This window comes from Methylophaga sp. (assembly GCF_009711715.1).
GTDB lineage: Bacteria > Pseudomonadota > Gammaproteobacteria > Nitrosococcales > Methylophagaceae > Methylophaga.
Genome location: NZ_VENF01000004.1, coordinates 334,802 through 356,430, shown reverse-complemented (window position 1 = coordinate 356,430; position 21,629 = coordinate 334,802). Strand labels below are relative to the sequence as shown.

The 21,629-nt window shown below is 46.0% G+C and carries 16 protein-coding genes; 8 read left to right on the top strand and 8 right to left on the bottom strand.

What is annotated here, in order from left to right:
* The 7 genes from FH755_RS04250 to FH755_RS04220 all read left to right on the top strand — a co-directional run.
* Positions 1-1,139 (top strand): phytase (locus FH755_RS04250; protein ID WP_292438960.1); only part of this gene is annotated, 1,139 nt, incomplete at its 5' end.
* 10 nt (positions 1,140-1,149) lie between these two features.
* A complete protein-coding gene (gene tolQ, locus FH755_RS04245; RefSeq protein WP_007145101.1) occupies positions 1,150-1,851 on the top strand; it encodes a protein TolQ in 702 nt (233 codons plus the stop codon).
* A 7-nt stretch (positions 1,852-1,858) separates the two neighbouring features.
* Positions 1,859-2,308 (top strand): protein TolR, encoded by a 450-nt coding sequence (gene tolR, locus FH755_RS04240; protein WP_284722677.1) that lies wholly within the window; start codon positions 1,859-1,861, stop codon positions 2,306-2,308.
* Positions 2,301-3,128, top strand: a complete 828-nt coding sequence (locus tag FH755_RS04235; protein WP_284722676.1) for a TonB family protein — start codon at positions 2,301-2,303, stop codon at positions 3,126-3,128. The genes tolR and FH755_RS04235 overlap by 8 nt, the downstream gene beginning before the upstream one ends.
* A gap of 16 nt (positions 3,129-3,144) precedes the next feature.
* Positions 3,145-5,121, top strand: coding sequence for a PhoX family phosphatase (locus tag FH755_RS04230; RefSeq protein WP_289245435.1), 1,977 nt, complete (start codon positions 3,145-3,147; stop codon positions 5,119-5,121).
* Positions 5,122-5,330: 209 nt separating this feature from the next.
* Entirely contained in the window at positions 5,331-6,377 is a 1,047-nt protein-coding gene (locus tag FH755_RS04225) for an NAD(P)-dependent alcohol dehydrogenase (protein ID WP_007145105.1), read from the top strand.
* A gap of 54 nt (positions 6,378-6,431) precedes the next feature.
* Positions 6,432-7,316 (top strand): AraC family transcriptional regulator, encoded by an 885-nt coding sequence (locus FH755_RS04220; RefSeq protein WP_289245434.1) that lies wholly within the window; start codon positions 6,432-6,434, stop codon positions 7,314-7,316.
* Between the two features lie 505 nt (positions 7,317-7,821).
* Here the strand turns inward: FH755_RS04220 and FH755_RS04215 are convergent.
* The 8 genes from FH755_RS04215 to FH755_RS04180 form a co-directional block, all read right to left on the bottom strand.
* The gene (locus FH755_RS04215) at positions 7,822-8,205 is read right to left on the bottom strand and encodes a DUF6173 family protein (RefSeq protein ID WP_289245433.1); all 384 of its coding nucleotides are present in this window, start codon (positions 8,203-8,205) and stop codon (positions 7,822-7,824) included.
* A 105-nt stretch (positions 8,206-8,310) separates the two neighbouring features.
* Positions 8,311-10,269 carry an AAA family ATPase gene (locus FH755_RS04210; protein ID WP_289284451.1) on the bottom strand — a complete coding sequence of 653 codons (1,959 nt, stop codon included), beginning with the start codon at positions 10,267-10,269 and terminating at the stop codon, positions 8,311-8,313.
* 46 nt (positions 10,270-10,315) lie between these two features.
* Positions 10,316-11,584, bottom strand: a complete 1,269-nt coding sequence (locus FH755_RS04205; RefSeq protein ID WP_289282477.1) for an ISL3 family transposase — start codon at positions 11,582-11,584, stop codon at positions 10,316-10,318.
* 4 nt (positions 11,585-11,588) lie between these two features.
* The gene (locus tag FH755_RS04200; protein WP_289284452.1) at positions 11,589-14,831 is read right to left on the bottom strand and encodes a DEAD/DEAH box helicase family protein; all 3,243 of its coding nucleotides are present in this window, start codon (positions 14,829-14,831) and stop codon (positions 11,589-11,591) included.
* A complete protein-coding gene (locus tag FH755_RS04195) occupies positions 14,828-16,054 on the bottom strand; it encodes a restriction endonuclease subunit S (protein ID WP_289282481.1) in 1,227 nt (408 codons plus the stop codon). The genes FH755_RS04200 and FH755_RS04195 overlap by 4 nt, the downstream gene beginning before the upstream one ends.
* A complete protein-coding gene (locus FH755_RS04190) occupies positions 16,051-18,078 on the bottom strand; it encodes a class I SAM-dependent DNA methyltransferase (protein ID WP_289284453.1) in 2,028 nt (675 codons plus the stop codon). The genes FH755_RS04195 and FH755_RS04190 overlap by 4 nt, the downstream gene beginning before the upstream one ends.
* Before the next feature lie 116 nt (positions 18,079-18,194).
* Positions 18,195-19,277: a CHASE domain-containing protein gene (locus FH755_RS04185; protein WP_292438958.1), complete on the bottom strand. Its 1,083-nt coding sequence runs from the start codon at positions 19,275-19,277 to the stop codon at positions 18,195-18,197.
* 96 nt (positions 19,278-19,373) lie between these two features.
* Complete coding sequence (locus FH755_RS04180) at positions 19,374-20,588, bottom strand: GGDEF domain-containing protein (protein ID WP_292438956.1); 1,215 nt, start codon at positions 20,586-20,588, stop codon at positions 19,374-19,376.
* A gap of 157 nt (positions 20,589-20,745) precedes the next feature.
* Between FH755_RS04180 and FH755_RS04175 the strand changes: the two genes are divergently transcribed.
* On the top strand, positions 20,746-21,555 hold the full coding sequence (locus FH755_RS04175; protein ID WP_292438954.1) for a flagellar motor protein MotB: 810 nt from the start codon (positions 20,746-20,748) through the stop codon (positions 21,553-21,555).
* The last annotated feature ends 74 nt before the right edge of the window (positions 21,556-21,629 follow it).

Below are 21,629 nucleotides of genomic sequence, written 5' to 3'. Positions count from 1 at the left end.
TTGACCCAAAGGCCGAAGAAGATACTGAAACTCGAGCTAAATTAAAATTAATAGTGGCTTGGAGGCCAGTAAATACGGGGCCTTCAACGGTTTTTGCAGTATTTGGAGGCAAAATCCCTAGGACCCCATGGACGCATACATCGCTGACATCGCCCCCGCCTATCCCGCTGGTTAAACCAGCAATACAAACCGATGCTGTACCAAGCTTAGGCGATGCGGCTGATGATCCAGCTATCTGGGTCAACAAAGCCAACCCGGAACAAAGTCTGGTATTAGGTACGGATAAACAAGGCGGTTTAGTTGTTTATGATTTAAAAGGCAAAACCCAGCAATTTTTGCCTGTTGGACGACTGAATAATGTCGATGTCCGTCATGGTTTTCATTTCAATGGTAAACAGATTGATTTAGCGGTTGCCAGCAATCGTGATCATAACTCACTGCATGTGTTTGCCATCGATCCAGCAAGTCGTCTTGTCACTGAAATGGGTGAAGTTAGCACCACGGCACAGGATATTTATGGCCTGTGTATGTATAAAAATAAACAAGGTGATATCTACACCATTGTGAATGATAAAGACGGCCGCTTTTTCCAATATCAGATGCAGGACAAACAAGGCAAGATTGCCGGTGAACTGGTCCGTGAATTTAAAGTTGCCACGCAACCTGAAGGCTGTGTGGCCGATGATAAACATGATCGTTTATTTATTGGTGAAGAAAACAGAGCAGTCTGGACACTTGATGCCCGTGCCGATCAATCTACGGTGATGACTCAGGTCATGCCTGTCGGTGAACATCTGAAAGACGATATCGAAGGGATCAGTTTGTATCAGAACGACAAACAGGATTATCTAGTGATATCCAGTCAGGGCAATGATAGCTATGTTGTGCTTGATGCTCTGCCACCCTTCACTTATCGCGGTGTATTTCGTATTGGCTTTAATACAGCATCCGGCATTGATGGTGTTTCAGAAACAGATGGTCTGGATGTCAGTAGCGTCAATTTTGGCCAACCATGGCAGCAAGGCATGTTAGTTGTTCAGGATGGACGCAATCGCATGCCATTGGAAAATCAAAACTTCAAATATGTGCCCTGGTCAGAGATTGCTGATCAACTCGGCCTGTCTAAACTGAGCAAATAAGGAGTCAATCATGGAAACTGCAATGCATGAAATGACTATTTGGGGTCTGGTCAGTGATGCCAGCGTTTTAGTGAAAATTGTGATGCTGATTTTAGTACTGGCATCGATGGTAAGCTGGTATCTGATCCTGTGGCGTTCAAATGTATTAAGTCGTCTGGAGAAACAAAATAAGCTGTTTCAGCAGCAATTCAGACAAACGGCGGATATGACGTCATTACCTGAAGCAACAACAAAAGCGACTTTACACAAAGCGATTCCAGCCATATTTCAGGCTGGCTGGCAGGAGTATGAGAAATATCAGCATATCGCCACTATGCCGCAGGATGAAAAGGTAGAAAATGTAGAACGTGCCATGCTGGTGAATATTGGCGAGCAGGAAGCCGAACTTGAAAAAGGTCTTTCTTACCTGGCTACCATTGGTTCAGTCAGCCCCTACATCGGCTTGTTCGGTACGGTCTGGGGCATTATGAACTCGTTTATTGGCCTGTCCCAGGTTGAACAAGCGACATTAAACACCGTGGCCCCGGGTATTGCTGAAGCCCTGATTGCCACCGCTATCGGCTTATTTGCAGCGATCCCGGCAGTGGTTGCTTATAACCAGCTGAGTAAACGCGCCGGGGCTATCAGTACGCTTTATTATCATTTTGGTAATGAGTTCATCACCCGATTACAGCGAGTGATGCACAGAGCACCATTGGCAAAGGCTGCGTGAGGTCGTCATGCTAAGAAAACCGGTTGCTAAACATGCCTTGAAGGCAGAAATGAATGTGGTGCCTTATATCGATGTGATGCTGGTGTTGTTAGTGATTTTTATGGTCACAGCTCCGCTACTGGTACAAGGCGTTAAACTTGAATTACCTAAGGTTGCAGCGGAAGCGTTACCCACTGATAGTCAGAAAACGATTCTGACTTTATCGGTGGTTGCTGATGGCAGTTATTACTGGAATGTGGGTTCAGAAGTCGATATTCAATCCCGCTCAGATCAAGCAGTCAGCTTGGATGACATGGTCGAAAAAATAGAGCAGATTAAACAGCAGAATGACAAGCTGCTATTTTTTATCCGTGGTGATAAAGCCACGGATTACGCTTCAGTTGTAAAAGCGATTGCCGCATTACAGCAAGTGGGTATCGATGATGTGGGCCTGATTACGGAGTCGCCCGATGCCTGAGTTAGCTATGCGTGATCCACTTTATCTAAGTAAACCGTTTACTGCCTCTGAGATAAACAAATCTGCATTAATTGAAGTAGGTTTGTTTCATATTGCCATTGCCGCATTATTATTTCACTCATGGACACCGGTGACTCAGCATGAACCGGTCGTTAAAACAGTGAATATCCGCATGGTCGAACTTCCTCAGCCGGTAAAAAAAGCCGTGTTCGAAGAGGTAAAGCCGGTGGTTATACCTGAACCTGTTATCGAGCCAAAAGTTAAACCTAAACAAAGTATTGTTGAAAATGAACTGGCCTTTAAACGCGTTGAAAACCCCATAGCCAAACCGATAGAAAAACCCGCACCAAAAACACCTGTAAAAAAGAAAATAGAAAAGCAAATAAAACCACTTAAAGACAAGCCGGTTCCGCCTGTCAGCCAACCGACAAAGCAAGAAAAACCTGCAGAAAAGTTGCCTGACAGCCCAGTACTGACAAGTAGTAATAAGCAAAATGTGCCACAAAAAACACAAAGTAATCCATCCGAGCTAGCAACTGAAACATTTTCTGTGGAACACTATAAACCGATTGAAAAACAGGTACCGGACTATCCCAGAACTGCTTTGCGTAAAGGTCTGGAAGGTGATTGCACTGTTCGATATACCGTAAACAAACAAGGCCGTGTAGAGTCTCCCGAGGTATTGGCTGACTGTCATCCGATGTTTGAACGGCCATCATTAGCTGCTGCCAAAACCTTTCGTTACGCGCCTCGTATGGTTAACGGAAAAGCGGTACCTGTACCGAATGTTCGTAACACCTTTGAATACCGTATTCATTAAAAGAAGATAACTCGCCATGACACAGCCGACACACTCAGATTTTCATCAACGCCTGGCATCTTATGATGATGAGATTATTAACAGCACCGAGCAAAAAAGCCTGGATAAAATGGCGTTATCACGCCGTGATGTTTTAAAAGGCAGTTTAAATGCCGCCGTTATAGGCTTTCTAGGACTGAGCATGGGTAGTCGTTTTGCCTTTGCCGGTGAAAATGCCATCCCCCCAGCCCCATATATTGGTTTTCAGCCTATTCAGCCACGTACCGATCCCTTATTTGATGAAGTCGTGGTCGCGGATGGCTATCAGGCAAAAGCCTTCTTCTCCTGGGGTGATCCGGTGGAAACAGGAGCAACAAAATGGAAAGCCGATGCCAGTAATACCTGGCAGGAACAGCTGAAACAGGCTGGTGATAACCATGATGGCATGCACTTTTTTGCCTTTCCCGACAACAATAATCGTGGCTTGATGGTGATCAATCATGAATACATTAATCCCACCATCCATACCGATGGATTGATTTATGATGGCAATGGCAAACGTTTGCCCGACGATGTCAAAAAAGAACAAGCGGCTCACGGTGTCAGTGTCATTGAAGTGAAAAAAGACAGTCACGGTGAATGGCAACGCGTTTACCCCTCACTCTATAACCGCCGTATCTCAACATTAACACCGATGCAGGCCAGCGGTCCCTTAGCCGGTCATGACCTATTCAAAACAGTCGCTGATCCTGATGGCAATGAAATTATCGGCACCTTGAATAATTGCTCGAATGGTTTCACTCCGTGGGGTACCTATCTGGCCTGTGAAGAAAATTGGCATAACTATTTCTTCAATCACGACAAAACAGATTACCAGTCTCGTGTCTCTCATCACCGTTATGGCATTTCTAATGACAAAAACGACAATTATTATGGCTGGAGCACGATTGATGCGCGTTTTGATGCAACACCGGATGCTTCACTGCCCCATCAGGGTTACGTCAACGAGCCTAATCGTTTTGGTTGGGTCGTCGAAATTGATCCTTTTGATCCGCAAAGCAAACCCATTAAACGCACAGCCTTTGGTCGTTTCTGCCGCGAGTGTGTAGCACCTTCACTGGCAGATAATGGTCAGTTGGCGTTTTACTCTGGTGACGATACTCGTGGTGAATATGTCTATAAATTCGTACCGTCTCAACGCTTTGATAAAACCCAGATGCACAATAATAAAGACATATTGGATGAAGGCACATTGTATGTGGGGCGTTTTAACGATGATGGCACGGGTCGTTGGTTACCATTGGTACATGGTAATGAAGGGCTAACAGCAGAAAATGGTTTCCCCAGCCAGGCTGAAGTTTTAGTTAATGCTCGGGCTGCGGCTGATCTATTAGGTGCAACACCCATGGACCGTCCGGAATGGGCCACAGTGAATCCGCACAATTTGGATGTTTATGTGTCACTGACCAACAACAATAAACGCGGCAAAGAATTTGCTGTTAATGCCGCCAACCCACGTCCTGATAATCGTCATGGTCAGATAATCAAAATCATGGAGGAGCAAGCCAATCCGGCAGCTACCTCATTCAACTGGTCATTATTCGTTATTGCAGGTGAGAAGCCAGACGCCACTGATGCTGAAGGTCACAAAGTAGCCGATCATTTAGTCGGTAATATTCAAGGAGATATTTTCTCCTCACCTGATGGTTTAGGCTTTGATCAGGATGGCCGTTTGTGGATTATGACTGACTATGATGACGACGATCCGTTCATGGCAAACATGGGCTGTAATCAGGTGTTATGTGCCAACCCGCAAACGCAGGAAATCAAACGCTTTTTAGTTGGACCGAGAGGCTGTGAACTGACCGGGATTACCTGGAGTCCTGATTACAAAGCGATGTGGGTTAATATCCAGCATCCAGGATTAAGCTACCCGGCTTCTGATGGTAAAACACGCCCACGCTCAACAACGGTGCTGATTACTAAAAATGATGGTGGTGTTATCGGCAGCTAAACGTCCATTTCTGGAACGTTGTGGATGTGACTGAGTCACTATAGATACACAGGTAAGTTACCCCGTGTTTATTACTGGGATGACTAAAACGATAGCATTTAATTTACGTAGAAACACACATAAAGGCTGTAGTATTAGGCAAGTGGTTTCTCATCGTTCCGTCTATAGTATTTTCACCTCTAATTCTTTTATCTAAGGGAGTTACATCTATGAAAACTGTTGGTTACGCAGCTCATTCCTCCGATACCCCGCTCGCCCCATATCACTTTGAACGTAGAGAATTACGCGATAATGATGTAGCAATGGAAATCCTCTATTGCGGTGTGTGTCACTCCGATTTACACGTTGCCAGAAATGATTGGGGTGGGTCTTCATACCCTGTTGTGCCAGGTCATGAAATAGTCGGCCGTGTGACTGCCGTTGGCAGCAATGTCAGCAAATATAACGTCGGTGATCATGTCGCTGTTGGCTGTATGGTCGATAGCTGTCAGGAATGTGATGAATGCCATAACGACCATGAACAATACTGTCGTAATACTTTTACACTGACATATGGTTCACCAGACCGTATTACTAATGATATGACACAAGGTGGTTACTCCAAACACATCGTTGTTCGTGAAGAATTTGTATTACGCCTGCCAGAAAATCTGGATCTGGCTAAAGCCGCGCCATTATTATGTGCAGGTATCACTACTTATTCACCTTTGAGAGAATGGAATGTCGGACCTGGTAGCCGTGTAGGTGTCGTTGGCATGGGCGGTTTAGGTCATATGGCCATTAAACTCGCTGTTGGTTTAGGTGCTGATGTGACAGTCATCAGTACATCACCGAAAAAAGAAGCCGATGCGCAAGAACTGGGCGCTCATAACTTCTTGGTATCTAAAGATGAAGACGCAATGGCGGCTGCCGCTTCCAGTTTTGATCTGATTATCGATACCGTGCCAGTAAATCATGATCTTAATCCTTACATCCCACTATTAGATAATGATGCCACTCTGGTTATGGTCGGTCAGATTGGTCCTATTGAAGGGCCAAACACAGCGCCGATGGTTTTCGGTCGCCGCCGCATTGCGGGCTCATTAATTGGTGGTATCAAAGAAACTCAGGAAATGCTGGATTTCTGTGGTCGAATGAACATTCTGCCTGAATGTGAAATGATCAAAATGGATGAAATTAATACCGCCTTTGAGCGAATGGAACGTTCTGATGTGCGTTACCGTTTTGTCATCGATATGGCATCATTAACGGCCTAATCCTATACGGGCAGTCAGTTTCTGGCTGCCCTTTTCCTTGTTTAGATAGACCTGATGAATACAAAACCTTTGGCTGAATTACTTAGCCGTTATGCTCCACACGATGGCTTGTTTGATTTACCTATCGCAGGTGTCCGCGTTTTTCGTGTATCTAAAATTGACGAAGTCGCTGTTCGTGGTAATAGCCAGCCCGGTATCTGCATTATTGCTCAAGGCGCTAAACGCGCCATTATCGGAAGTGATGTTTACGAGTATGACGATTCCAGAATGGCTGTTTATTCAACGGAGGTGCCGGTCTCAGCCAAGATTATTCAGGCCAGTGAAGATGAACCCTACTTGTGTTTGATTATCGATATGGATCAGCAAAAGCTGGCCGAAACGGCACTAAAGGTGTTTCCCTACGGTTTGCCTAAAACCGCACACACCAAACCGATTTTTATTGGTCAGGCTAATCCGCATATTATCGAAGCAGCTACCCGTTTAATTGGTTTATCAGCTCAAACAGAAGTATCAACCTTGCTGGTTCCGTTAGTGATGGAAGAAATTTATATCCGCCTGTTACAAAGTCATATCGGCAAACTGGTCGTGCAGATTGCGACTACAGGTTCCCATCTGCAAAAAGTCTCGGCTGCCATTTCCTGGTTGCAGGAAAACTTTACTGAACCGATGAAAGTCGATGAACTGGCTGAGCGCGTGAATATGAGCATATCGTCATTCCATCATCACTTTAAGGCAATAACGTCGATGAGCCCATTACAGTTTCAGAAAGAGTTACGTCTGTATGAGGCAAAACATCTGATGCTGTCAAAAATGATGGATGTCAGCACCGCTTGTATGCACGTAGGTTATTCCAGCGTGTCACAATTTAGTCGGGAATACAGCCGCTTTTTTGGTCAGCCGCCCAGTAAAGATATTCAACTTCACTCGATGGCTGTCTGAAATAACACAAGCTATAGCTGTAGAGTAAAAAGGCGGAAAGCACTCACAAGTGGACGACATAAATTTAGAATAAAAAATTGAATGTACTTTTGTGAGTGCTCTCCATTGCGAGCGATTGAGTTTAGATAAAATTAACTTAACTCACAACATGTGATCCGCTGCTATTTTGAATTAATGCACAAAATAAAGGCTATTTGCAAAACAGGGTTGGAAATCATGTCTTATAACTCCCAATTTATAATTCATCACACTTGATGTTCAGGTTGGAATTGAGGTCAGAAAACTATTCAACGGGATAACATGGTTGGTTGGAACTCTGTCTCGGTTGGCTTAAATTCGATGTCCAGACGTGATGAGAAACTAGTCAATATGAAAATATGTTAGTACACGGCCTGAGTTGGATTATTAAGAGCTAAATCCAGACTGAGTAACGTTAAAATGAGATTTGTCTGTATGACCCAACGTTTCATTAGCCGATGCGTTAGTGTACGTCTGTATAGGCTTGTTATGACTTCGTCTCGTCGTATTCTTCCCAACTCATGAAACCAATAGGTCTTTTGGGCTGTTCTATATTCTCTCTCTTCAAAGCTATAAGCAAAATACTGATCTGAGAAACATGCTGAACTAGCTCTACAGGTTCTCCATTCTCGTTCTTTCCTTGGAATGAAATTAGCGAAGGATTCCAGTACCCAATATCTTCAATATGGAATGTTACAGACTGGCCAAAGTTGACCAACCTAGCTCCAACCTCATGCTCATCATCTAACGACCGGTGAAAATCATTTATCCACTCTATCAAGCGACGGTGGAATTCATCTGCTAAATTCTGATCTTTGAAAGACATTAAGTGTGCGGGTGTAATTCGGGGTGTCAAATCATCCATATCCATCAATTTATCCTTTGTAGCATGTGCGCTCATGAAATAGAGCCAAAGGCGCGATGTTAAGTTTGCAGCCGTTTTTAAATCGTCCGTAGAATCGGGGTAGCACCCGACCTAACTCAAGAATTGGTTGATCGCCTTGAAAGCGGCTTCAAAACGATCTAAAGATTCATTAACCTCTGGCGTATCCCCATCAAGTAGGTCTGGATGGCGTAGTAACCAATCTGCAGGAATAAAGTGCCCGAATTCAGGAGTTTCTGGTGGTAGTGTTCGACACGCTGCTTCTACCTGCTTGACTAGACGCTCAGTATTTGGTTCTGCATCAGCGACAGACTTTGGCGAGATTTGTTGTTTCTTGTTTAAGTTAAGGGCTAAATTGACAAGGTTGCAGAAAAAATTCACATCGAAAAGATCCTCAATGTCGCTTTCGGATTTATCGGTAAAATCAGCTGCTGTGAGTACCTTCTCCGTCGTCAGTATTTGACTCTGCCGCAATCGTTCTATCTTTGACTTGTCTCCCTTCCCATAATCACACAGAGCAACTATGTTGAGGTTGTTACCGGCAAATAACGAAGCAAAGGATGAGATTTTATCCAGTCCACCTGTTGGGCAAATAGCCCAACGCGGATCCAAATACACTCTATTTCGAGACTGAAGTGCCTGTGACATAACTTGAAGATAAACAACGTCGGATGGTCCCTCGACTAGAACACAATCCTTACCAATAAACAGTGACTGAGTGATTTCATAGCCTAAATGTGCCTGCAGCGGGAAAAGCGTATCACGATCTACGGATAGTACATCGGCAGATACCTTAGTCCCTTTTACAATAGGACGGCGCGGGTCAGAATAGTCAACAACATCCTCTACGACTCGAACATCAGAAAGGCGCTGGGCAGGAACCATAAATGGGGAATGAGTGGAGTAGATAACTTGGTGATCCGGCAAAATCCTATTCTCAATATAACGTAGCAAATCAGATTGTGCCTTACCGTGCAGAGTTAAGCCCGGCTCGTCGAGCAATATGATTGATTTTCCGGCTCGCTTCTTGAGTTGCTTAAACTGCGATAAAAACGAGAAAAACCAGACAAATCCAGCGCTCCTCTCAGAGAGCGGAACAGTAACTCGATGATTTTTGTTCTCTACACGAATTTTTGCTACCCGACCAGAATTAAAAGGTGGAGGATCATCCGGTCGTCCATCGTTTAGTGTTATATCAACCGCGAGAGCCTCGTTTTGGCTCCAGAACTCAAATATTTCGTCTGTTATATCATTGGAAGCCCCCTCACACTGAGCGATCAACTCTTCCAACTTTGGAGCATCTCGGAGCTCTTCAATAGTGGTACCGGCATATTCAAGAAAATCTAGGAAGATCTGATCTCCTACGGAAATATTGTTTTGCTTTTTGTCCTGAGCAAGTTTGTCAAGCGACAGTTCACCAGACATTCGCTCAAAGTGGGATGTGTAAAAAAATCGAGGCATCCGTTTAGAGAGAATATCAATTGCCGCGAGAATAGCTGAACCTTCTCTGAAAGATTCCAAGATCGTGATCAGTGATTGTTGTGGTTCTGTTTTTTCCTCCAACGCTTTGAGCGTAGAAAGAGCGTCTGTGGTTGTTGTGAAATCCTTAATTGGCAGTTTATCTTCTGCTTTCATTGAGCTCCTAGCTTCAAGGTTTCGAAGGCATTTTTTTTGGTCAATATGTACTGACCATGTATTGCCGCTACGACCAATATAGCTGGTAACTTCAATTTGACTGCTTTGAAGGACATCATCCCCTAACGTAGCCTCAATCTCGGCTATGTCATCATCATCCAGAGACCACCAAGTTCGAGCGACTGGAGATTCTCCGTCAGGGTGGCGCTCATCAAACTTGTTAAGGTAACGGCGCGGATAGTCCCTAGTACGATCATACTCAAATGAATCCGTTGGCCGGATTCCTTGAATAGCCCGTAAAACAGCTGTTTTACCTGCCTCGTTCTTTCCAACAAGGCAGGTTAAATCTCCAACCTCGAATTCTCCACTATCCTCTATGGAACGAAAATTTGTTGCTTGAACCTTAACCAGCTTCATGTTGCCTCCAAATCAATTCTTAGTAATATTTCTAGCTCGGATGCTCCTAATCAAGTTCACCACTCTCTGCTTGCTTCAAGAGAGTAGGAATATGTGGCCCATATTCTACCTTTCCACGACCTGAACGAATGCCACTACCAACCTTGCGAGCTTCTGCCGAATACAGGGTCTTTGCACGAATGATCTCATAGCTATAGCCGCGACCAAGTCGGTTGGACATCTTGATCAGTCCGTTCAAACCCTCGGTGTAGGCATTGGTAATTGGGAACGGTGCATCCCAGTAAGCAAAAATATCGTCATAGTGGTTATGAACCGTCTTGACCAACTTTTTGAATGATTCCATACCTTGGTCAGGCAGGCTATTTTCCCAAGCTTCAAAAGCGTTCTGAGCCTGCTGTTTGTCTAATTCATCATAGATTGCAAAGAAGCTTTCCTTAAAATCATAAGCAATTGCCAATTCTGGTATTTGTTCACGAACTATAATAAGGGCTTTCTGCTCGGCAGGTGTCAGATTCTGGGGACGTTTAAGAGTAAGCCACCGTATGGACTTTTTGACGTTAATTCGTTCATTTTTACCAAGTTGGACCTGGTATTTTTTTCGTTCATCCTCCAAGGCTTCTGATGCCATTTTGACAACATGGAACTTGTCGATAACTAACTTGGCATTGGGCAAGTACTGAGCAAAAGAGCGCTTAAAGGGACGCCACATATCTGTGCACACCCATTCCACCTTGTCTCTATCTGTCAAATCCTTAAAAAACGGCTTCAGGTGGTCTTGGGTACGATGCTCAAGCATATCGAAGACGTTGTTGGTAGCCAGATTAGTGATAACGCATCGATAACCACCGGCCAGGTTCACTTCGTCAATCCCCATAATTACAGGAGTTTCGTAGCGTACAGTCTGCTCAAGTTCTTCAATCAGGTCATGAGCAACGTTTTTTACGGTATTCACTGCTACGCCTGTCTGCTCTGCCAAGGCCCGAAAAGTAGTGCTCAAACATTGCTGTCGGATTACATCGACCAGACGTTTGGTGGATCTGCGCTTGTCATCCAGAAAGTTCAGTTCTGGCATGGCCATCTTTCCGCAGGATTCACATCGGAAGCGCGGTCGCTGAATCTCAAGGCGAACAGGTTCCATATATAGCGGGGTATCAGAGAATCTGTTTTTGCGTGTTCCATGTTTGTGCATTGGAGTCTTGCAGGCCTCGCACAAGGGAACTTCGACCTCTTCTGGCACCGCAACAATAATGAGCGCCTTGCTTTCTTTGTACATATCTACCGGTTTGATTCCCGGCAGATTCAACAGATCAAGCATCGACTTAGTCCATGTCCAAGTCTATGTCTTTGCCTTCACGCAGCATCTCATAAACCACGTCAACCAGCACAGACATGCCCTGACGGTCCGATTTAAGCACTTGAGTGGCTAGTTTCTGATGACTGGAGAGTGCCCGAACAACAGCTTGTTGAACCGCACCAGGCAAGTTCCCTTTCATGGCTTGTTCACGGGTATTACTCTCCACCTGGGCCATAACCACATCGCTTTCACCAGTAATCGACTTAATTTGATTAACGAAGGCTACCTGATCTTGTATGGGGGTAGCCTCACCAAACAGACTATTAAGCCGTTCGATAATTTCTTTGACGAACTTCGGCTTATCTCCAGTAACACCTCCACTACCAGGGCCAATTGGTTTCAACACAGGTGTTTCATTATCATCAGTTCCTTGATCAGGACGGGACTTGATGTCAAATCCAGTGAGAACTAGTCCAGTCAAGTCCACACTTTCTGGTGTTTCATGCAGCAGACGTTTTTGCAGCAATTTGGCGAATGCTGCGAAGTTTTCCAGTTCAGGATCTCCAAAATCAATAAGCTGTGCGATGTATGAGTAGGTACGACAGAAACGGCCTAAGTCAGACTTGAATCCAATTAAAGCCTTGATTTGCTCGGCATACTCATCTTGATGATGGTCGGCAGACTTCATGCCAGCTTCATCGCCTTTGGCGCGAGCCTTCTCAAAAGCTGCTTCCCATGTTGCCATGCCGTCACGCAGCATCTTCATTTTTTCGTTATAAAGGTTGGTCGCACCGCTTGTTGCTGCATACAAGGCTTTGTGTTGTGGCGATTTGGTATGAGTTATGTCACGGATGGTCTTGAAACGTGCATCCTTGAAAGCGGCTAAATCCTTAGCATCATAAAGTCCGTGCTCATCGAGCCGATCTTTGATCTCATAAACCACGTTGAGATCTTGCACTTCGTCAATGCGGGCGCCGTCATCATAGAGTGCAAAAGCTTGGCGGACATTTTCAGGGTCATTCACAAAGTCGATGATGAAAACCTCATCCTTGCCAGGAGCCATTCGGTTTAGGCGGGCAAAGGTCTGCACGATCTCTACATGGTTGGCGATTTTCTTATCGACATACATCGCCACCAACTTGGGTTGGTCAAAGCCGGTCTGAAATTTGTCGGCAACCAGCATTACCCTGTATTCAGGGCGGTCAAAAGCAAAGCGCAAATCCTGCCCTTGTACCTCCGGGTTCATATTTTGCTCTGTGAATTCCTCGTTTTCATCCACGATGAATACATCATCTTTGAAAGCATCGTCATCCTGATGCATGACCTGTTTGCTAGTCATCTTGCCAGAGAACGCAACCAATGAATGGATAAAACCATACTCGCTATGTTGTTCAATATAGCGGTCAAAGGCTTTTTTGTAGCGAATGGCGGCAGCTCGGGAGCTGGTGACAACCATTGCTTTAGCCTTGCTATCCAGACGGTGTGCAACGTTCTTGACGAAATGTTCAATGATGAACTGTACCTTCTGGGTCACATTGGTCGGATGTAATGCCATCCATTGGGCCAGGGCTCGTTTGGCAGCCTTGCCGCTTACCCGCTTGTTGTCTTCAAGTTGTTTGGAGAGATTGAAGGCCGTCTTATAAGGCACATAACCTTTTAACACATCCAAAATAAACTTCTCTTCGATAGCTTGCCGCATCGTGTAGGTATGGAAGGCTTCCGGCTTATTGTCCTCTGACAGCGGTTTGGTAGGGTCTGCAGGGCGACCAAACAACATCAAAGTGGAGTGCTTTGGTGTGGCGGTAAATGCAAAGTAGCTAATATTATCAGGGCGAGCGCGTGACTTTTGCAGTTGCTCCAATAACTCATCCACCGTCATGTTGGACATTTTGCCATGCCCACTCATACCCAAAGCAGCTTGCAGCTTGGCTGCAGTTGAACCAGTTTGAGAATTATGTGCTTCATCAATAATCACCGCAAAGCTCTTTCCCTTCAAGCTCTTGTCGGTGATGATGGCTTCCATCGCGTAAGGAAATGTCTGGATTGTGACCACGATAATCGGTGTGCCAGCCAGTAATGCTTCGGAGAGCTGCTTGCTTTTGGATTTGGAAGACTTCTGTCTGTCAATCGCTGCAATCACACCAAACTGATGATCGATTTGTTTTACCGCATCCTGGAGCTGGCTATCAAGCACGTTGCGGTCGGTCACAATAATGACGCTGTTGAACACAGGATCGCCATTATCTTCCCGAAGCTTGACCAAATCGTGGGCCGTCCATGAGATGGTGCTGGTTTTACCAGAACCAGCACTATGGTCGGCAAGATAAGTCATTCCCGCACCATTCGTGCGAGCATCGGCCAGCATTTCATTCACTGCTGTCCATTGGTGAAAACGTGGAAAGATCAAGGTTTCCTTCTTGGACCAATTTCCCTGAATATCCACAGCATCCTTTTTTTCGACATACACAAAGCTATGGAAGACCCTTAGCCAGGCATCAGGTTGGCACACATCCTCCCAGAAGTAGGCCACCGGATATTCTTGGGTTCCATCGGGCTTGATTTCTCCAGGTGGATTGCCTGCATGACCATTGTTGCCTTTATTGAACGGAAGGAAGAAAGTGTTGTCTCCATCTAGCTTGGTAGCCATCATGATTTCGGAGTCTGACATAGCAAAGTGCACGACTGCACCTCGCTTAAAGCTTAATAACGGCTCTTTACGCTTGGTTTTTGGGTCAAGCGGCAAACGATCTTGCCGATACTGATCCATCGCAGCTTCAGCCGATTGTGTAAAGTCAGTCTTTAGTTCAACAGTCGCCACAGGCAGACCATTGATGAAGAAAACCAGATCAATCGCAAACTCACGCGCAGGGTGATATTTCAGCTCGGGCACAACACGAAGAATATTGGCTTTGTAACGTTCAATGACGGCCTGATTACGCTTATCTTCTGGCGCTGTTTCAGTCATTTCAATCAGGCCGCAACCAGCAATTGAGAAACCTTGGCGCAGTACCTGAACGGTTCCTTGCTGTTCCAGTGCTTTGGTTAGACGCTCCATCACAACATCAAGAGTTTTGGTGCCGTTTAAGCGCTCTAGTTTTTCCCACTTGTCATCTTGGCCGCTAGTCTTTATCCAGCTTTCAAGGTCTTCAGGATAGAGCGCCCTATCGCTATCATAGTATTTGGCATGACCCAGTTTCCAACCTTGCTCGACCAGCCGATCAACGATATAGCTTTGAAAGTGCTTTTCCTGATGAGCCGATGAGTTCATGCGGGTTCTCCTTGTAAATCTATCTGTCCAGTCACTGCCGCTGTGATAAAAGCTGAACGACGCTCTTTGAGCAAGTCTATGCTTTTTTGAGTTTTACTTATAAGTTCGTCGATTCGGGTGGTTTCGAAGTCGAGCGCTGATGCTATACGGGATTGCTCTGAGCGATCTGGAAATGCAACCAAATGTGACCCTAAATCTGTTTGCGTCATACTTGGACGAGCAGTGTTTGTAGCGTAATAGTCGAATGGAATTGTCTTGGCAATGTAATAACAAAACTTACCGTTTACATTAGGCATGATTTGTGTCCAATACATGGTATCCACAGTCCAGAATTTTTCATTAACATACAGTGGCTTGTCTATTGTGCCTTTCCTGCCTAATAAAACCGACTCACCATCATAGATATAATTAGTTGCGTATGAAAACACACCGCCAGAGCCGTATACAGGAAATCCTTTTTCAGCCTCTATATCTTTGTGATCAGAACCATTTTTAATGGATACTAATCGCCTGAATTGAGCTATTTTCCAGTGCTCCGGTATTTCACCAATCCATTCAACGCCAGAATCCTTCATCTTCACATCAGAGTTCAGCCCTTTTGTAACTGCATGGGTGATCAGTGCCTGACGCTTTTCTTTGAGTAATTCAATGAAGCGAGCTTTCTTAGAAATGAGTGTGTCAATACGAGAGGCTTCTGCTCTGGTTCTATCACGAATTACAATTTGTTCTTCAACCGGTGGCAAAGGCATTAGTATATTACCAATACCTTCCCAGTCCGCACGGGGCATCTTCGCGCCTTCACACGTCGACTCGATCTGCTGAGTTACATGGGGTGATAGAAGCCAGTTTTGAAGCAGTTCAGGCAGAACCCTATCAGGTTGTAAAGCAAGAAATTCAGTAGAACACACTCCGTCAAAATCAGTAATTATTGCTTTTCGAAGGTAAGGTCTTAGCTTTCCATACAAAACTTGGCCCTTAGAAAAAACGCCTACAGTAGAGGTATCAGACTGCCGGGAGTTACTCTCTGTTGGTGCGTATTTACCAGATCCAGATTCAACATCTTCTAACCCTATATAGGGAATGTTATCTCTAGCTTCAGAAGTTCTCGCCGTGTTTAGTGTTGTAAATCTTTTGATCCGAACTATGTCCCAATGTTTTGGAATCGGTTCAATCCATCCAACGCCAGATTCTTTATACGCAGTGTATGGTTTGTAGTGACTCATTCGGTTGCCACCTCAGCCAATAGTGCTGCGATTTCGTTTTCAACCTTTTTCAACTCAGCATCAATGTCATGCAGCTTACGAGGCGGCTGATACTGGTAGAAGAAGCGGTTAAAGTTGATTTCATAACCTACACGACCGAGCTGCTTGTCCTTGTCATCGGTATAGCTTTCGTCAATATAGGCGTCCGGCACATGCGGCATTACTTCGCGGACAAAGTAATCTTGAATCGAATCTAAGTACGGCACATTTTCGTAATCAGTTAAATCGGTGTCTGGAACAAATTCACCTTGAGCATTTATAACAGGATCTGCTTCGGGATCTTTTTGTCCAAAAGCGTTTACCAGTGCAGTGATAAAGGTTTTGTTAGCTTTAACCTTCATCGATTTAGCTCCTGCGTCTTTAACTGTTTCTTTTGCGAAGGTTTCTGCCCAGCTATATTTCTTAGCTTCATTCAAATGCGGCTCAATGGCTGCAAGCCAAAATGATTGGTGTTCTGGCGATAGTTTTTGCCAAACCTCAGAAGATTCCAAATTTGATAGCCCTTGTTTATCTAGCATCAGTTTCATGCGCAGTGGCCGCAGCACTTTAATTCGACGATAGCCAAATATGCGGTAATCGACCATTTTTGAAAGCTCGTCATTTTCAGCCGCAGCATAAATATCCAAGATTTGACGGCGCTGGTCGTCACTCACTATGCGGCGCTTGTTGCCTTCGTTTTTAATGGGCGTCCAAAGATTGGTTGCATTGATAAGTTGGACCTTACCTTTACGGTTCTCGGTTTTCTTATTGGATAAAATCCACAGGTATGTAGCGATATTGGTTCTAAAGAAAATATCCGTTGGTAGTGCCACAATTGCTTCAACAAGGTCATTTTCTAGCAACCAGCGGCGTATTTCAGACTCGCCAGAGCCAGCGCCACCATTAAATAACGGAGAACCGGATAAAACGATAGCGGCGCGTCCACCGCCATTTTTGGGTAGCTCTAGCTTGCTGGCTAGGTGCATGAGAAACAGCATAGAGCCGTCGTTAATACGTGGTAATCCTGGCCCAAAACGGCCTAATGCACCTTGCTTATGTTCTCGTTCAACAGCCGACTTATCCTTTTCCCATTTTTTACCAAACGGTGGATTGGACAAGCAGTAATGGAAGCGCTCACCAACGAACTTATCATTAGAAAGTGTGCTACCTTGACGAATGTTTTGAGAAAGGTCACGGCCAGGATCTGATTCAAGTCGGCGGATCAACATGCCCGCGACACAAACAGCATGAGTTTCCGGCTCTAGCTCTTGGCCATGTGGAACTAATACAGGTGGGATTTTATAATGACTACCGTAATCGGCTGCATGGTTCATAGCATCGGTCAAAAATCCGCCTGTACCACAAGTAGGATCGTAAAGAGTGCGGATAAGGCCAGGGCTTTCCTCAAACAAGGCATCATCAGGATCAAGTAATAACGCGGTAGCTAAATGTACGATGTCGCGAGGCGTCATGAAGTCTTCAGCACCTTCGTTAACCTCCGCACCGAAACGGCGAATGAGATGCTCGTAGATGTTACTCATCACCCGGTCAGGCACGGCATTAGGGTGCAAATCAATACCTGCAAAGTTCTTACAAATGGTGTATAACAATCCCGCTTTCTCAAGCCGAATTATTGTGTTACCAAACTCAAACTCTTCAAAAATCGCTCTGGCATTATCGGAAAAGAGTGTGATGTAATCTTCAAGATTTCGGCGTGTTTTCGTGCTGCCAAGTGTTGAAAGCGAATACTCAGATGTATTGTAGAATGGGTAGCCTGCGGTTTGACGTAATATCGGATCAAGCTCTACTTCAGCATCCTTGAAGTTATCGTAAGCTTCTCTTACCGCATCTCTAGTAGATTCAAGAGCACACTCCAATCGACGCAATAAAGTAAATGGCAGAATGATCTTACCGAAATCAGTATGCTTAAAATCCCCCCAGAGATCTTCTGCATTTTTCCAAATAAAATCTGCTTGCGATGCAGCCGAACCTGCAAACTCTGACATTTTGGCCTCCAACCATGTTTTGCACAAAACGGTACATTACATAAACGATAATTGTCAACCATGTTTTGCACAAAACAGAGGCAGTTCCATTTTTCACTTAAATACTCAGTCCAACCTTATATTGCAAATAGCCTGAATTCATGGCTGTAATACTTGGGCTGTGTGGTCATTTCCCACCAGCTGTTCATTGACTGGATTTCCTCCAGGTCGTAGCCGTAGGTATCGGTAAAGGCCTGGTTGATAAAACTGATCTGCTTATTTTCGTTAAGCAGCATATAAGGCACCGGTGAACTTTCGATCAAATTACGGAATTTGATATTGGCCAGCGAGGCCGCAAAAATAAACCGGATAAACAGTGCCAGTAATAAAAACAGCGCGGAGGCCACACCGTAAATCAGGATCCGTTGCTGCCAGAAATTCGGCGGCAACTGCGACCAGCCATCGACCGGTTCCGCAGCCAAAAGCCATTCTCCTTCAGGCAGTTTCAGGGTCTGGATCAGACTGTTGTCATCAAACAGCGCCGGATCACCGTAAAACACCTCACCCAGACGGCCGAGACTGTCTGCGCCGCGGATAGCCAGATTGATCGGCATCTGGTCATCAAGCAGACCACTTTTCTCAAAAAAGCGTTGAATATCGATAACGGCCGATACCAGCCCCCAAAAATAGACCTCATCATTGTCTTCACGCTGCAAAAAAACCGGGATCCGCGTGATTAACCCCATTCCCCCCTGTTTCAACGCTACCGGTCCTGCCAACACCAGGTTACCGGTGCGCCGGGCACGGTCTGCTGCCTCGAACTGACTCGGCTCCTGACTGTAATCAAGGCCGAGCGCGGCTTCATTACCCTCCATGGGATACATATAGCGAATCACCATATCTGGCGCTGCCGCAATATTTCGTATCTCTGATTCGCTGTTCACCAGATGGGCCACAGCGCGGGCATATTGCTCCTGGGTTAGATCAGGATTAATCGCAAACAGGCCCGGCAGGCCTCTGACTATCTGGATATGATTCTGCAGGTTGGTAAACAGGCGATTGTGATAAAGACTAAGATGGGTGCGGGTGTCGTTCAGTAATTCGGCCCGGTATTTCTGGACCAGACTGTGATTGACATAAGCTGCGGCGATAAAAAGCATGACTGCCAACACGGTCAGGATGCTGTAAAAAGCGACTCTGGTAGAAATATTTGCTTGCATCAACTGACTATTGAACGTTTAGCGCTTCGGGGCATTGATATCGCCATGCTGAGCTCCTGCCTGAGCCATTGGTCATTATATGCACGCCTGCAGCTTTTATGTCGACTCCGTTTTAAGGGTTGAAGGGTGAGGCGGTGCTCCGGCGATAACCACCTGATTTCTTCCCTGCTGCTTGGCCTGATACAGTGCTTTATCAGCCTGGGTTACCGGGTCGGAAAGACTGTCAACATTCCCGCCATGGATAATCAGGGCACCAATGCTGATGGTGCATTGAATGGTGCTCTGCTGATCACGAATCAGTGTTTTGGCTGCTGCCTGCCGGATCCGCTCACTGACTTCCAGTAGCTGCTCATGACTGGTGTCGGGCATCACAATCAGGAACTCCTCACCACCGTAACGGCCGATGTAAGTATCTTTGCGCAGCACACTCTCTACTGCGGCAATGATTTTTGCCAGCACCCTGTCCCCCACACTGTGGCCGTAATTGTCATTGATGCGTTTAAAGTGATCCAGATCGATCATCATCACCGCTAGAGGCTGACCGGTACGTGACACTTTGGCCATGGATTTATCGAGCAGATCGAGAATCACGCGGCGGGTCAGCACCCCGGTCAGTGCATCATAGGAAGCCAGTCGCTCCAAATCCCGCCTCAGGTTGTCCTGGGTCATCACAATCAGACCGAAGGCGATAAACACGGTCGCCAGCAAATTGATGGTCAGATAATGCGCCTGCACCCCCTGATAGCTCAATATCGACATGGCCGTCGGAGCTTCGCTATCCAACATGGCCGTTAGCGCTCGCAGAATAGCTGCCACCACTGAAAACAGTAACGACACCGAAACAATCCACTCGCCCAGACGCCACGTCCTGAACGGTTGGCGACTGAGCATCATCAGCACCCAGCTGAAAATAACGACCGTGCAGAGTATCGTCACCATCACCCGGGATGAAAAGCTCGGCGCAAGAAAGGTAAAATAAATAAAGGCCACCAGACAGAAGCTGAGATACCACCGGTAGAAGCCACGTTGGACAGGCAGATTCTTGAGCTTGCTGACCCCGTCAGCTACCATCAGAATGGCAAGGCATAAAGCCGTATCGGCCAGCACCACACTGAGCAGGGGATGAACCATGCCCCGCATCAGCAACAACAGTGCAAAAAGCGTAAAAAAACCATAGGCCCAGGCGAAGGATAACACCCCGTTCACTACCGCATAGACGCCCCTGTGGATCGAAAAAAACACCACTGTGATGAGCCCGGTAAACATCCCTGTGAGCACAAAAATGGTTTTCGCATCAAGGAATTCGGTCATGCCTGCCTCCTTTTCATCAGCATAGCACAGCTTATTGACACCGATCCGATGCCTGCCAAAACGCTTATTCTGCTATAAAAAGCGGAACTGAACTGATTGTATTTTGACAAAAGGGCAAAACACGCTAGCCTGAAGGAAATATTCGATACTTCGTATTATGAGCGTAGCTGAACCGGATCCAGATCGTCCCGGGCCCCGTACCGCGGCCAAAGACATTCTTATTCCCCGTTATATGGGCACGTTTGCCGATCTGATGACGTTATTGCTGTGCTTTTTTGTGCTGTTGGTGGCGATGGCGGAAATCGATGCCCTCAAATACAAAATGGTGGTGAACTCGATGGAAGATGCTTTCGGTGTGGACAGGCCTGAACCGGAAGATATCGTCAAAGCCACCAGTGTGATTCAACAACGCTTTTCACCGACACCGGATAACCCCAGCCCGGTGGAGTCCATCCGCCAGGCCTCGGTCACCGACAGCGAAGTACTGGAAACTGAAGATGCCGACGTGCTTCGCATTGCCAAAGCCAACACGATACGCGACCGCCTGCAAAAAGCGTTGCAACCGGCACTGGATCAGGAGCTCATCAGTCTGGAAACCCTGCAGGACCGCGTACTGATCCGAATCAATGAACAGGCTTCTTTCCCGTCCGGCAGTGCCGCTTTAAAGCCGGGCTTTACCCCGGTACTGGAACAGATTGCTGAGGCCCTCGCTGATATGGCCACGGAATTTGTTGTCGCCGGCCATACTGACAATGTGCCGCTTCGCTCAGGTCTCTACCGCTCTAACTGGGAACTCTCCGGCGCCAGAGCCACCTCAGTGGTGCATGCCTTGCTGGATGATCGCCGTCTTCAGGAAGACCAGTTCCGGATTGAAGCATATGCGGATAATCAACCGCTGCAACCGAATGATACCGCTGCCGGAAGGGCAATGAACCGACGGGTTGAAATCGGCATCATAAACCCATAGCCGCAAGTCAAATCATGGCGATATAATCGACTTAACGGCATCGATGAGAACCTTGCAACACAACGATAAGGACA